This window comes from uncultured Campylobacter sp. (assembly GCF_938045345.1).
In the GTDB taxonomy this organism is placed as follows: domain Bacteria; phylum Campylobacterota; class Campylobacteria; order Campylobacterales; family Campylobacteraceae; genus Campylobacter_B.
This window is the reverse complement of the sequence record NZ_CALIMS010000014.1, coordinates 1-13,753: the sequence shown is the minus strand read 5'-3', so window position 1 is coordinate 13,753 and position 13,753 is coordinate 1. Positions and strand designations below refer to the sequence as shown.

Below are 13,753 nucleotides of genomic sequence, written 5' to 3'. Positions count from 1 at the left end.
TTTTTACGCTGCTGCATCTCAAGCTTTGACTCAATGCTGCGCTCCGCGCGGAACTTTAAGATCCGCAAAGCGCTCAAAGCCGCTATCTTGCGCACTAAGCTCAGCAAATAGAGCGAGGAATTCTGCTCGCGGCATCTCTTTAGCGCCCATAAATTTCAGATGCTCGTTCATAATCTGACAATCGATTAGAAAGCCGAAATTTGCAAGCACCTCACAAAGCCTAATCAGCGCGACTTTCGAAGCGTTGCTCTTTAGGCTCAGCATGCTCTCGCCGCAAAACACACGCCCAAAAATTAGCCCGTATAGCCCACCCACAAGCTTGCCATCTTCGTATGTCTCGACGCTGTGAGCGTAGCCGTCTGCTGCCAAACGCGAGTAAGCCTGCACGATCTGCTCGCTGATCCACGTGCCGTCGCTCTCTTTTTTTCGCACGTTTTTACAGCGCTCGATGAAGCCCTTAAAATTTGCGTCAAATTTCACTTCATATCGCTTAAGATAGGGCTTAATGGACTTTTGCACGCGCACTTCGCGTGGATCAAGCACTGCGCGCGGATCGGGCGACCACCATAAAATCGGCTCATCCTCGTTAAACCACGGAAATATCCCTGCGCTATAAGCGCTAAGCAAGCAATCCTCGCTCAGATCGCCGCCACTCGCAAGCGGCGCAAAATCGGGCGCATCCATAGGATCTGGAAAATCGTAAAACCGAGCCATTATTTAACGACACTGCTTTGAGCTAGTGCAGGTTGCTTTTTTTCTATCTGCGGCAAAGGCGTAGAAGTAAAGCTAAAGCTTAGCTCGCCATCTTTTACGCTCACGCTAACTAAGCCGCCCTCTTGCAGCGCGCCAAAAAGCAGCTCACCGCTTATATGATCGCTTATCTGCGAGCTGATCTCGCGCTTTAAATTTCGCGCTCCAAACTCATCCGAATAGCCACGCGATATAATCAAATCTTTTGCTTCCTTGTTTAGACTAATCTTTACGTTTTTTAGCTGCGACTCCAGCTCGCCGATAGTTTTATCCACGATCTTTTCTAAAATTTCGCCGCTTAAGCGGTTAAAATTTATGATTTTATCGATACGATTGCGAAATTCCGGCGCAAAGAAGCTTCTTATGGCGCTATCTACTTTATAGCTCTCGTCCTTCGTAAATCCAACCTGCGGCGCTTCTTTCGTGCCTAAATTCGACGTCATTATTATGATCGTATTTTTAAAATCGGTCGTAACGCCGTTGTTATCGGTAAGACTTGCGTTATCGAAAATTCCTAAAAAAATATTCGTCATGCTAGGATGAGCTTTTTCTACCTCATCAAATAAAATGACGCTGTAGGGGTGCTTTTTGATATTATTCGTTAAAATTCCACCGTTTTCAAAGCCCACGTATCCGGGAGGCGCGCCGATGAGCCTAGAGACGCTGTGAGCTTCCATATATTCGCTCATATCATAGCGCTCAAAATGCACTCCAAGCTGCGTGGCTAAGACCTTGGCTAGCTCACTTTTGCCCACACCGCTGCTACCTGCAAACAAAAATACCCCGATCGGAGAGCTTGCGCCTCCAAGCCCGGCGTAAGAGCGCAGAAGCGCCTTGCAAAGACTGCTAACCGCTTCGTCTTGACCGAAAATTTCACGCTTGATATTAGCTTCCAGATTTTTTAGTACCTGTTTATTATCGACGCTACTGCTTAAATTTGCGATATTCGCGCTAATCGAAAGCGTATTTACTAAATCGTCCTTGCTGATTTCAAGCGGAGCTTCATGCGGCTTAAACGCAAAGCTCGCACCCACCTCGTCAATGAGATCAATGGCGCTGTCGGGAAGGAATTTATCGTTTTGATATTTTTTAGCAAGCGTTACGCTATCACGCAAAATTTCGTCGCTAAATTTCACGCCGTGAAATTCCTCATATTTTTTGGCTACGCCTTTTAAAATTTCGACGCTATCGTCAATGCTAGGCTCGCTCACGTCGATTTTGCAAAACCTGCGGCTAAGCGCTTTATCCTGCGAAAACGAGCGGTATTCGCCGTATGTAGTAGCGCCGATGACCGATAGCTCGCCGCTTGCAAGCGAAGGTTTTAGGATGTTTGACATATCAAGTTCGTTGCGATTGCCCGTGCCTGCACCAACGATCGTGTGAATTTCATCGATAAATAAAATCGCGTTTTGATTAGCGCTAAACTCGTCTATGAGATCTTTTAGTCTCTCTTCAAACTCCCCGCGCAGCGTAGTGCCTGCGATCAGCGCGCCAGCATCAAGGGCGTAAATTACCTTATTTTTTAGCTTCTCTGGCACTTCGCCACGGACGATTTTTAGCGCGATACCCTCGATGATCGCGGTTTTACCAACTCCCGCTTCGCCCACTAAGATCGGATTGTTTTTCTTGCGGCGACAGAGGGTTTGTAGCGTCTTTTCGATCTCTTTTTCGCGTCCGATGAGTGGATCGATCTTACCCTCAAGCGCGATTTTATTGAGGTTTGCTGTATAAAGTGAACTAGGCGAATCCTTTTTAATATCGCGCTCGTTTATGGCGTCCTTTTCGCCCTCAAACGCAGGCTCAAATTCCGTATTCTGCCACTGCCTACGGCTTTCGTCGTAATTCATCGCATGCGTGATATCATCGATATCGTATGAGTTTAGCTTAATCGCTGCGGCTTCGTCGCTAGAAACGACCTCGTCGCGGTGATCAAAAGCTGATTTGTACTTTCGCACGATGAGCTCAAAAATCGCGGCATTGATACCGTAGTGATTTAAAATTTTAGTGCAGTCGTTTTCCTTATCATTTAGAATTTTAAGCATAAAATCAAGCTCATTTTTAGGCTCTTTAGCGTTATTTAATTCAGTATAGAACTGCTTAAATTCTATCGTCTGCGCTGGAGCCTTGCCACTTGATTTAGGCATCATATCCAAAAGCCCGCCCAGATTATCCAAGATATTTAGATAGTTAATATCCGGAATTTCTTTGGCGATGAGCCCGTGAAAGGGCTTATTGTATTTAAAAATCGCATAAACTACGTGCGAAGTAGTGATATATTCGTCTTCGCCGTCGTTTGCGACGCTGATTGCTTGTTCAAAATGTTTGTTTAAAAAAAATCCTATCATTGCTTTCCTTTAAATTTAATCCTCTTCGATCTCACATCTAAGAGGGAATCCTGCGGCCTTTGCCGCTTGTAAAACCGCTTGTTGCTTGCACTCGGCTATCTCTTTAGGATACGCGCCGCAAACCGCGCGACCCTGCTTATGAACTTTCATCATTAAATCTACGGCGTCGTTAAAGTTTTTGGCGAAAATCTCCATCAAAATATAAACCACGAAATCCATCGTCGTCACGTCGTCGTTTAGCAAAATTACTTTATACGGACGAGGCACGAAAGATTTTGTTTTGGCGCGAGTGTGAATCTGCACGCCGGTTTTAGTTGCCATTTTTTATCCTGGCAATATCGCTTTTTATCACATCAGTATCGACCATGCCTAAGTAATACGGCTTGCCCCGCTCATCGCCTTCATTAATGTCGGTAAGCCTTTGATATTTTCCGTCTTTAAGTACTACCTTAAAAGGGATCGAAAGCGCGTGGCGATAACCGATGTCGCTTAAAATTTGACCCACTATGCGCTCGTTTTGTTTTGAATTGGAGATGAAATAATACGCATTAAACTTTTTCGTAAAATTTTCGATCACTTGCGCGTCCGTAATGTCCTCGAAATAAATCAAGCCGACCATTAGAAAATCCGCGGAATTTTTTAACTGAAAGTCCATCAGATGCGGCGCTTCGATGCGGCACGGCTGACAGTAAGTACCGAAAATATCAAACATTAAAATTTTATCGCTGTCCGCGAGCTTAAAGCCCTTTTCTGTCCGCTCAATCGTTACCTCGCCGCCTACGACGCTTTTAAGCGTAAGGCGCTCGCCCGTTTTAAACGGCGTAAAAGCTACCTCCTCGCCGCTTTCTCCACCAATACGCTCGCCATTTTTATCTTGCGCGGAATTTTTTGCCATCTGACTCTCGCTCGCGGTAGGATTCTCGCCGGCAGGGCCCGTCTTTTTCTGCGAATCATCTCTGCAGCCGCTTAAAACAAAAATCGCCAAACATAATAGTAAAAATTTCTTCATTGCATTTCCTTCGGGTTTAAATTTAAGCCCGCATTTTAACCAAAGTTTTGTGAATTTAAAATGAATGCTTGTCGTATCGCTTCATCGCGCTTTGCGCTTCGCGGTCGGCTTCCTTGCGCTTTAGCGATTCGCGCTTATCGTGCAAATTTTTGCCACTAGCCAAAGCGATACGCGCCTTTACGCGGTTTTTATCATTGAGATACAGCGACAAAACCACGATGATAAGGCCCTCTTTGCTAACCGCACCAAGCAGTTTGTCGATCTGCTTTCGGTGCATTAAAAGCTTTCGCGCCGCCCCCTCGTCTGGACGAAAATGCGCGTTGGTGCTTTCAAGATAGCTGATATGCGCGTTTAGCAAAAACAGCTCACCGCGAATCACGCGACAGAAGCTATCTTTGAGATTGCCCCTGCCCGCGCGCAGAGCTTTGACCTCGCTTCCCTTTAGCACGATGCCCGCTTCAAAGCTTTCAAGTATCGTAAAATCGTGAAATGCCTTGCGATTTTTACTCAGTTCTTTCATCTTTTTCCTTCTAAATTTAGTCCTAAGCTTAGCCCGTTTTTGCTTAAATTTAAAAGCGGGCGAGCGAATTTTAAATTTTATCTTTAAATTTAGCTTTTAAATTTTAACCGCGCGCCTTGGAATTCTTATTTTAAGAAAAACACGCTGCTACCGCTGCCGCTTAGAAACATATCGCGGTACCTATCCATCTGCGGATATAGCTTTATGCACGGCGCGAAAAGATCGTTTAGCTGAAAGCCGCCGTATCGCGCTAGCAGCTGCTCGCTGCTTAAACGCAACATCTCTTGCGCCTGCGCGGCATTTATGTTTTGCATAAAACTTGCGCGAAACTCGTTATAAACCGCGCCGGTGGAGCAAAAGATCGCGGGTGTTAAAATTTCGATCGCAGGCAGGCGGTCCTCGAAAGGCTCGATGATCTCGCCGATACCGCGCACGTTCGCAGCCTCAAGTCCGCTAACAAAAAACGCGACGTCCGCGCCGATATTTTGCGCGATCGCTATAAGCCGCTCGCGCGAAATTTTTAAATTTAATTCCTCGTTCGCAAGTCGCAAAAACGCCGCCGCATCGCTACTGCCGCCCCCAAGACCCGCGCCGATCGGAATATGCTTTTTAAGCACGATCTTGTGCGAGCCAAAAAACTCCGCAAGCTCGCGCGCAAAGCCCGCCTGCTCAAGCGCCGCCTTGGCTTTTAAAATTATATTGTCCGCGATCTGTGCGGAGTCACATTCAAGCACAAAGCCGCTCGCGCGCTCGAAGCCTATCTCATCAAACAGCTCCCTGCGCAGCACGAAGCGCGAGGCGATCTCGTGGTAGCCACCGCGCGTACCGACGACTTTTAAAAAAACATTGATCTTTGCATAAGCTTTCAAAATTTTACTCCTTCTGCGCCTTGGCGCGTTTGCGTTAAATTTAACCCGCGGCAAGCCCATCTAGCGCGATTAAAATTTTAAATCCGTGCGCAAGTTAAATTTCAGCCTGCGGCACGCCCTGTCCAGTGCGATCAAAATTCAAAACCGCGTTCCGTGAAGTGCGCGCCGCGGAATTTAACCCGCGATCGCGGCGCTCGATACGTAAATTTTATAAAGCGCGGAATTTTAAATCCGCAACGCGCGAGTTAAATTTCAACTCGCGGCGCAAATCTATCTTAGCGATTAAAATTCCAAGCCGGCAAAATTCTAGTCGCACCGCGCTAAGTCGCAAATTTAGCTTGGCGATACGCCGCCCGCTGCAAAATCAAACCCGTCGGCGCATACTACGAATTACCGCAAGCCGAAATTTCATTCGACAAAAGCTGCTTGCTGCGCCGCAATAAGCCCAAACCTGCGCGCTTTTTAAATCGTCAAATTTTAATCTCGCGGCGCTTCACCATCGCGCGGCACAAGTAAATTTAAACGCCGCTCCGCCGCATTTAAATTTGGGTTTCGAAATTTTATTCCTTTTTGCGAGCGGCTACCGTCCGCCGTGCGTTGAAATTTATACCGCTTAAGGCCGATTTACGATCCGTGCGCAACGAAAGAACGCAATCCCCGCCGCCGCTCGCGATAAAATTTAGCCGCACATGGCGGAGCGCTATGCTAGCAAATTTAAAACGCGCCGTATTTATGATCGTCGAAATTCAAGCTCGAACCGCCCGATCAAAATTCCGTCGCAGGCTAGAGGTGCTGATTAAAACGCGCCGACCGCGATCGGGACGTCATTCCAAAGATACCTCACCTCGCCCGCGCCAATCTCGATGATCGAGTAAAAATCGCCGCAGATAAGCAGGTAGCGCCCGTCCATGCGGCTCGCCAGATCCTTTGCGGCGAGCTTCTTGCCCAAGATCACGTCGCGCGCGTCGCCGTCGTAAAAGTTAGGCTTAAGATCCAAAAACTCGAGCGGATTTAGCGCCGCCTCGTCCGCAAAGCGCGGATCTTGCAGGTCAAAAACTCCCTCGCTCTCCCGCCTAAGCGCGCTAAGTGTACCGCAAACGCCTAGCTTTTCTGCTAAAATTTGCGCAAAAGAGCGCACGTAGCCGCCCTCGCTTAGTGCGACGCGAAAACTCACGAAGGGGTGAGCGTAGCTTAAAATTTCGGCATCAAAAACCCGCATCGAGCTCTCTTTTAGGCTCACCTCTTCGCCCGCGCGAGCGAGCTTGTATGCACGCACGCCGCCAATTTTCTTGGCGCTGAAAGCGGGCGGAATAAATTTTATCTCGCCGCGCATTTGCGCCACCGCAGCGTCTAAAATTTCACGCGAAAGCGGCGGGATTTGTTCCACGCGCCCTATGTTTTCGTTATCGCCGCTTGGGCTTTGTGCGCCCAACCACAGCGTCGCGGCGTAAACTTTTGGCTCCTTTTTTAAAAACCTAAAAAAGCGCGCGTATTGCCCGAAAGCCACGATCAGCGCGCCGCTCGCGAAAGGATCGAGCGTGCCGCTAAAGCCCGCCTTTTTCACGCCGTATTTACGCTTAAGAGTGCTTAAAAATTTATTGCTGCCGATGCCCGCGGGCTTGTCCGCCAAAAACAATCTATTCATAAGTGCCGATCTTTTCTACGAAATTTGACATTATCACGCGCGAAATTCCGCCGAAATTTATAGTGAGTCGATCGCCGTTTACCGCCGTAATCTGTCCGATGCCAAAGAGTTTGTGTTTGATAAGCTCGCCCTTGCTAAAGCCGCTACTTTGCTCGCGCGGCGGCTCTTTAGCCACCAAACCCGCCTCGGCTATAAACCTGCTCGCATCAAGCCTCTCGCGCTTGCCGCGATAAAAGCGGCTAGCAGCAAAGCTAAGCGTAAGCGTGCGCTTGGCGCGCGTAATCGCTACGTATGCGAGTCTGCGCTCCTCCTCGATATCATTGCTGTCGCCCAAAAGCGGGAAAAACCCCTCCTCCAGCCCGATTACGAAAAGATGCTCGAACTCAAGCCCCTTGCTTGCGTGCACGCTCATTATGTTTATCGCATCGCCAGATACGGCGTCTTGATCGCTAAGAAGGCTAAGCTCGTTTAAAAATTCCGCCAGATCAAAATCTGGCTTATTGCTAGCTTCGTCCTTTAGCATAGCCAAAAACTCGTCGATGTTCGCTACCCGATCGGCGCCGTCTGGAAGCGAGGCGTAGTAAGCCTTTAGCCCGAAAGCGGACTCCAAAGCGTCTATTTTTTTGATAGTATCGGCTAGCGCGGAGATAGAAGCGATGCCGCTTTTAAGCTCCGCTAGAGCCTGCGCCGCCTTGGCGCTAAGCCCCGCGTCCGGCTCGCTAAAAGCGTCAAATAGACTGATAAGTCGCAGGCGCGAAAGCTCCTCGAGCTTTGCCAGCGAGACCTTGCCGATGCCGCGTTTGGGCACGTTTATGATCCGCCTCATCGAAAAGTCGTCGTGCTCGTCGTTTACCAAGCGTAGATAGGCGATCGTGTCCTTGATCTCGGCTCGCTCGTAAAATTTCACGCCGCCTACCATTTTGTACGGGATTTTGGCGCGATTCAGCCCCTCTTCTAGCGCGCGCGAAAGAGCGTTTACTCGGTAAAGCACGGCGATTTGAGAGGGCGCTACGCCGCTTGAAAGCAGCTTTTTGATAGCTTCTGCGATCTTTGCCGCCTCGATACTCTCTTCGTCCGAGCGCAAAATTTCGATCTTTTCGCCGCCGCCGTTCATGCTAGTAAGGCTCTTGCCGAGGCGGTTTTTGTTGTGCGAAATGAGCTCGTTTGCGGCATTTAAAATTTCATCCGTGGAGCGGTAGTTCTGCTCGAGTTTAATAAATTTTACGTTTGAGAACTGATCTTTAAAATTTAGAATATTTTCTATCCGCGCGCCGCGCCAGCCGTAGATACTCTGATCGTCATCACCCACTACTACGAGGTTTTCGTGCGCGGTGCAGAGCTTTTGCAGCAGCTTGAATTGAATGTCGTTGGTGTCCTGATACTCATCGACCGTGATGTAGGCGTAACGGCGCGAAATTTCATCGCATAGCCGCTCATTCGCGCTTAAAATTTTATACGGCAAGATCAGCAGATCATCGAAATCCACCAGATTATTCGCCGCCAAATACGCCTCGTAGCGCTTATACACATCAGCGCAATGCGCGTAAAATCCGCTATACATCCTGCTTAGCTCGTCCTCTTCGCCCTTTAGAAGCTCGTCGATATCTTTGGGGGCGATTAGGGAATTTTTATAGGTTGAAATTTTGGCTGCTAATAGTGACGTGGGTAAATTTATCTCAAAGCCCTTGATGATCTTTTTCTTATCGTCAGTATCGATTACTTGGAAGTTTGCGCTACGCCCAAGCTCACTAATATGAAATTTTAAAAACAAAAGCCCAAATTTATGAAAGGTGCACAAAAGCGGCACGCTGCTTAAATTTAGCCCGCTTATCAGATTAAGCGCTCGCGAGCGCATCTCGGCGGCGGCTTTGTTCGTAAACGTAAGCGTGAGAGTATTTTCCGCAGGCACGCCGTTTGCGAGCAGATAGGCAAGGCGCGCGGTGATCGTTTTAGTTTTGCCACTGCCTGCACCCGCTAAGATTAACATCGCTCCGTCAACGTGGCTCGCAGCCTCGCGCTGAGCGGGATTAAGACCTTCTAAAATATCGCTCATTTTGAAAAAATTTTACGCGATTTTTCGCGCTTAAGCCACTCGGACTCGGGACGAGAAAAATTTACCGCGATGGGCTTGCCGTCCACGACGATCTGCAAAACCGCGTAAAACGGCACGCTAAGCGTGCTTGCAAAATCCTGCGGCCCAAAGCCCGCCTCGAAAACCAGCTCATCCTTGCTAAGATGCGCGCTAGAAAGCGTGTATTCCTCCAACTGCAAAAAGATCGCGGGCATTTTGAAGCTTTTTAAAATTTCCTCCGGCAGCGGCGGGTCAAATTTTATCTGATCCGTCCTCGCAACGATGCCAAATCCATATCCAAGAGCTAAAACGTAATCCAAAACCGCGCCTATATTTGCGCTGCTCGCAGCGATAAATTTATCGTCTTTTAAAATTTTATCTATCATCCTAACCCCTCACAAACTCATCTACAAGCGCCGCAACCTGCTCTATACCGATGCGCCAAAACTCGCTTTTATTGATATCAAAGCCGAATTTTGCCACTAGCTTTTGCGGCTCGTCGCTGCCGCCCGAGCTTAAAAACTCGGTGTAAATTTGAACGAAATTTTCGAGCCTGCCGCTTTTATACAACCCGTAAAGCGCAAGCACCAAAAGCTGCGCGTAGGCGTAGGAGTAGCAGTAAAACGGCGAGTGGATGAAGTGCGGGATGTAGCTCCACCAGCTTTTGTAATGATCCTGCAAGATTAGCTCGCCCGCAAACATCTTGCGCGACTCCTCCATCCAAAGCTCGTCTATTTGCCCCGTGCTTAGCTCATCCGCGCTTGCATGCACGCGCCGCTCAAAGGTCGTAAATCCGATCTGGCGGTAAAGCGTCGCGAAGATATCCTCGATCTTTGCCGCAAGCATCGCTTTTAGCGCGGTCTTATCGCTTGCGGTCTGCGAGAGCGTATCCGTATCGCGTGCTGCGTATTCGCACGAACCCGCAAAGCTTTGCGAAGCGGCGCGTTTTACGGCGTGTTCGTTTGGAATTTCACCGCCCTGGGCCTCTTGCCAAGCATCACGTTTAAAATTTTGCGAGCCGTTTAAATTTGAAAAATTTTCGCGCATATAATCAAACACCAGCATCTCGCAAAACACCGACGCAGTCTCTGCCGTCGTTAGCGGCGTAAAGGAGTTAAAATAGCCAACGCCGTAGCTTAGATACTGATGTATCGCGTGCCCCAGCTCGTGCGCGAGAGTAAATACGTCGCGGCGCTTGCGCGTGAAATTTAAAAGCACGAATGGGTGCGTATCGCGCGAGCCCGAATGAGAAAACGCGCCGCTTTGCTTATTTTGCGCGGGCATCGCATCGATCCAGTTTTGCTCAAACGCCGTCTGTGCGATATGCTTAAATTTCGGGCTAAATTTTTCAAACGCCGCTAGCACGATCTGCTTAGCCTGCTCGAAGCTAAACTCGCTCTCATCGCCGCCGAGCGGAGCGTATCTGTCGTAATCATACAGCGCGTCGTAGCCTAAAATTTCGCGCTTTTTAGCGTAAAATTTGCCGACCAGAGCGAAGCTTCGCTCCGTCTCTGCGATCAGCGCATCGACGCTTGCGATGTTTATCTGATTTTCCTCATGCATCACCGCCTCGGCTTTATCGTAGCCGCGCAGCTCGCAGCGAATTTTAAGATCGGTTTTGATCATATTGTAGATGTAGCCAAGCAGGTGGGAGTTCTGCTGCAGCACCGCGCTTAGCGAGGCTGCGGCGTCCTTTCGCACCTCGCGATCAGGGCTATGAAGCAGACTTAAAATTTCCTCTTCGCCGAGCTTTTGCCCGCGAAAATCAAAGCTCATCCGCGCCATGCTTTCGTCAAAAAGCCGCGAAAACGCCTCGCCGCTCACGGGAGAAGTTTTTAAAAGCACGCTTTCTTGCGGCAGGCTTAGCTGATGGGCCTTGCGCTGCTTAAGCAGGCTCAAATAATATCTGAATCTCCCGCTCCCTGCGATAAATTCGTCCTGTTTTGCGCCGTCAAGCTCGTTAAACTCGAGCTCGAAAAAAAGCAGGCTCTGCGAAATGTCGTTGCAAGCCTGCTCCGTCTTGGCCTGCTGAGCACCTAAGCTCGTATCTAGCGCGAATCTTAGATGCGCAAAGCTCATTATCTTGCCGATCTGCTCGCTGATGCTCTCATAAAGCTCAAGCGCGCCTAAAAACTCCTCCGCGCTAAGAGCGTGCAACCCGTCTTTAAATTTAGCTTCAAAATTCCGAGCCTGCGCAGCCGCGCTATCTATCGCGCCGCCGAATTCCGCTTCGTTTGCAAACAGCTCGCCTAAATTCCAATTCATCGATTTCCTTTTAAAATTTTTGGATAATTTTATCAAAAAAGAATAAGTAAAATTTTAAAAACCGCGAGATCCGCCGCCCTAGCGGAAATCGCGGTAAAATTTTAAGGTGAGTTATTTTTGCATACTTTGCGACGCGATCGCCGTAAAAATTACGTCGGTGGAGCTATTGATCGCGGTTTCTACTGAGTCTTGGATCACGCCGATGATAAAGCCGATCGCAACTACCTGCATTGCGATGTCGTTTGAGATATTAAAGAGCGAGCACGCAAGCGGTATCAGCATCAATGAGCCGCCTGGCACGCCGCTAGCGCCGCACGCACCGACCGCCGAGACCACGCAAAGCAGCAGCGCCGTCCAAAAATCAGGGCGCACGCCGAGCGTATGAGCCGCAGCAAGCGCTAAGATCGCGATTACCACCGCAGCGCCCGCCATATTTATCGTAGCTCCCAAAGGGATCGAGATCGAGCTTAGCTCGTCGCTGATGCCGAGCTTTTTGCATAAATTTAAATTTACCGGGATATTCGCCGCCGAGCTGCGGGTAAAAAACGCTGTGAGGCCGCTTTCGCGTAGGCAGGTAAATACGAGCGGATATGGATTTTTCTTAATCACCACAAAGACGATGAGCGGATTTACCACGAGGGCTACGAACGCCATCGCGCCTACGAGCACGACTACGATTCGCGCATATCCAAGCAGCGCGTCAACGCCGGTTTGATACACGGTAGAAGCTACTAGACCGAAAATTCCAAACGGCGCGAGCTGGATTACGAACTGCACGATTTTGGTTACCGCTTCGCTCAGATCGGTAAAAATTTTCTTTGTTTCATTAGTGCAAAATTTAAGCGCGACGCCAAGACCTATCGCCCAAGTTAAAATTCCTACGTAATTTCCGTGCGCGATAGCGTTTAGCGGATTATCTACGACCTTAAAAAGCAGATCTTTTAGCACGATCCAAACGCTCGCAGGGACCGCATTTTCTGCCGCGCCGACATTGCTTAGAGCAAGCTGCGTCGGAAATAAAAAGCTGGCTGCTACCCCCACGCACGAGGCTAAAAAGGTGCCTACAATATATAGAACAACCACGCGTTTTAAGCCGCTTGCACTGCCGTATTGTTTATTTACGATCGAGCTTAAGATCAAGATAAAAACTAAAATCGGAGCTACCGCCTTAAGGGCGCCTACGAATAAATTTCCTAAAATTTCCGCGAAGTTTACCAAGCTTATCAAAAGCGGAGTATGCTCGGCCGTAACGCTGCCCGCCGAGGAACGCGCAGCAAAGCCCAAAATAGCGCCTATTATCAAGCCGGTAACTATACGCAGCACCAGATTTTTATCTTTGTAGCTGGCTACTAATTTTTGAATCGAACTCATTTTTTACCTTTCAATCAAAACGTCGTTTGAAATATATCGAAATTTTATTTAAGCACATTTAAATTTAGGCAAAATTCCGCAATTTTTAGTTAATCTTAAAACCTCGTTAGATAAAATGCCCCGAAATTTTAATCAGGAGCAGATATGTATCTATTCACAAGCGAAGTAGTAAGCCCCGGACATCCGGATAAGTGCGCCGATATCATCGCAGATAGCATCGTGGATGAAATTTTAAAACAAGATCCCAACGGACGCGTCGCGGCGGAGGTTTTCATCGCAGGCAAACACGTAGTAATCGGCGGCGAAGTAAACGCCAAGGTCGATTTTACCCACGACGATTATCGCCACATCGTAAAGGGTGCGCTTGGCGAGATCGGCTACAACGACAACCCCTACTTCACGCGCGCACAGTGCTTGCACCCACAGGATCTGCAAGTGGACGTATTTTTAAACCAGCAAAGCCCCGACATCAACCAAGGCGTCGATCAAGAGGGCGGCGAGATCGGAGCGGGAGATCAGGGCATAATGTTCGGCTTCGCAAGCTGCGAAACGAAAAATTTTATGCCGGCGGCGATTACCTACGCAAGAGCGCTTTGCGATCACGTTTATGCCTACGCAAAATCCCATCCTAACGAGCTTGGCGTCGATATTAAGACGCAGGTTAGCGTCGATTACGGCACGAAGAGCAATTTTGAGGAGTGCAAGCCGCAAAGCATCCATACGATCGTGGTTTCCGCGCCATGCGTCGAGAGTATGAGCATCGAGCGCGTCCGAGATCTGATCGGAAATTTGATCGATTCGGCGGGGCTTCCGAAGGAGCTTTACGACAAAAGCAAGACTATCATCTACATCAACCCGACCGGCCGCTACGTAAATCACAGCTCGCTTCACGACAGCGGCCTAACGGG

Annotated in this window: 12 protein-coding genes; 1 reads left to right on the top strand and 11 read right to left on the bottom strand. The window is 48.8% G+C overall.

Annotation, left to right across the window (positions count from 1 at the left end; genetic code table 11):
* Positions 1 to 30: 30 nt before the first annotated feature.
* From aat to sstT, 11 genes are all read right to left on the bottom strand, one after another.
* On the bottom strand, positions 31 to 714 hold the full coding sequence (gene aat / locus Q0144_RS03715) for a leucyl/phenylalanyl-tRNA--protein transferase (RefSeq protein WP_298061846.1): 684 nt from the start codon (positions 712 to 714) through the stop codon (positions 31 to 33).
* Positions 714 to 3,095, bottom strand: coding sequence for an AAA family ATPase (locus Q0144_RS03710; protein WP_298061845.1), 2,382 nt, complete (start codon positions 3,093 to 3,095; stop codon positions 714 to 716). The genes aat and Q0144_RS03710 overlap by 1 nt, the downstream gene beginning before the upstream one ends.
* A gap of 15 nt (positions 3,096 to 3,110) precedes the next feature.
* Entirely contained in the window at positions 3,111 to 3,416 is a 306-nt protein-coding gene (locus Q0144_RS03705; RefSeq protein ID WP_291936640.1) for an ATP-dependent Clp protease adaptor ClpS, read from the bottom strand.
* Positions 3,406 to 4,104: a TlpA family protein disulfide reductase gene (locus Q0144_RS03700; protein WP_298061843.1), complete on the bottom strand. Its 699-nt coding sequence runs from the start codon at positions 4,102 to 4,104 to the stop codon at positions 3,406 to 3,408. Before Q0144_RS03700 ends, Q0144_RS03705 begins: the two co-directional genes overlap by 11 nt.
* A gap of 55 nt (positions 4,105 to 4,159) precedes the next feature.
* A complete protein-coding gene (gene smpB / locus Q0144_RS03695) occupies positions 4,160 to 4,624 on the bottom strand; it encodes an SsrA-binding protein SmpB (RefSeq protein WP_298061841.1) in 465 nt (154 codons plus the stop codon).
* 125 nt (positions 4,625 to 4,749) lie between these two features.
* Complete coding sequence (locus Q0144_RS03690; RefSeq protein WP_298061839.1) at positions 4,750 to 5,493, bottom strand: 4-(cytidine 5'-diphospho)-2-C-methyl-D-erythritol kinase; 744 nt, start codon at positions 5,491 to 5,493, stop codon at positions 4,750 to 4,752.
* Positions 5,494 to 6,289: 796 nt separating this feature from the next.
* Entirely contained in the window at positions 6,290 to 7,138 is an 849-nt protein-coding gene (gene truB / locus Q0144_RS03685; protein WP_298061837.1) for a tRNA pseudouridine(55) synthase TruB, read from the bottom strand.
* Positions 7,131 to 9,191, bottom strand: coding sequence for a UvrD-helicase domain-containing protein (locus Q0144_RS03680; protein ID WP_298061835.1), 2,061 nt, complete (start codon positions 9,189 to 9,191; stop codon positions 7,131 to 7,133). The genes truB and Q0144_RS03680 overlap by 8 nt, the downstream gene beginning before the upstream one ends.
* Positions 9,188 to 9,595 (bottom strand): hypothetical protein, encoded by a 408-nt coding sequence (locus tag Q0144_RS03675; RefSeq protein WP_297960736.1) that lies wholly within the window; start codon positions 9,593 to 9,595, stop codon positions 9,188 to 9,190. Before Q0144_RS03675 ends, Q0144_RS03680 begins: the two co-directional genes overlap by 4 nt.
* Position 9,596: 1 nt before the next feature.
* Positions 9,597 to 11,474 (bottom strand): M3 family oligoendopeptidase, encoded by a 1,878-nt coding sequence (locus Q0144_RS03670; RefSeq protein ID WP_298061832.1) that lies wholly within the window; start codon positions 11,472 to 11,474, stop codon positions 9,597 to 9,599.
* A 111-nt stretch (positions 11,475 to 11,585) separates the two neighbouring features.
* A complete protein-coding gene (gene sstT / locus Q0144_RS03665) occupies positions 11,586 to 12,845 on the bottom strand; it encodes a serine/threonine transporter SstT (protein WP_298061830.1) in 1,260 nt (419 codons plus the stop codon).
* 144 nt (positions 12,846 to 12,989) lie between these two features.
* Here sstT and Q0144_RS03660 point away from each other — a divergent pair.
* Positions 12,990 to 13,753: S-adenosylmethionine synthetase N-terminal domain-containing protein (locus Q0144_RS03660; protein WP_298061826.1), on the top strand; the 764-nt coding region annotated here is incomplete at its 3' end.

Excerpts from the sequence above, each read along its gene's own strand:
- Q0144_RS03700 (WP_298061843.1), bottom strand. The coding sequence starts at position 4,104 with ATGAAGAAATTTTTACTATTATGTTTGGCGATTTTTGTTTTAAGCGGC.
- Q0144_RS03705 (WP_291936640.1), bottom strand. The coding sequence starts at position 3,416 with ATGGCAACTAAAACCGGCGTGCAGATTCACACTCGCGCCAAAACAAAA.
- smpB (WP_298061841.1), bottom strand. The coding sequence starts at position 4,624 with ATGAAAGAACTGAGTAAAAATCGCAAGGCATTTCACGATTTTACGATA.
- sstT (WP_298061830.1), bottom strand. The coding sequence starts at position 12,845 with ATGAGTTCGATTCAAAAATTAGTAGCCAGCTACAAAGATAAAAATCTG.
- Q0144_RS03670 (WP_298061832.1), bottom strand. The coding sequence starts at position 11,474 with ATGAATTGGAATTTAGGCGAGCTGTTTGCAAACGAAGCGGAATTCGGC.
- Q0144_RS03675 (WP_297960736.1), bottom strand. The coding sequence starts at position 9,595 with ATGATAGATAAAATTTTAAAAGACGATAAATTTATCGCTGCGAGCAGC.
- aat (WP_298061846.1), bottom strand. The coding sequence starts at position 714 with ATGGCTCGGTTTTACGATTTTCCAGATCCTATGGATGCGCCCGATTTT.
- truB (WP_298061837.1), bottom strand. The coding sequence starts at position 7,138 with ATGAATAGATTGTTTTTGGCGGACAAGCCCGCGGGCATCGGCAGCAAT.
- Q0144_RS03680 (WP_298061835.1), bottom strand. The coding sequence starts at position 9,191 with ATGAGCGATATTTTAGAAGGTCTTAATCCCGCTCAGCGCGAGGCTGCG.
- Q0144_RS03710 (WP_298061845.1), bottom strand. The coding sequence starts at position 3,095 with ATGATAGGATTTTTTTTAAACAAACATTTTGAACAAGCAATCAGCGTC.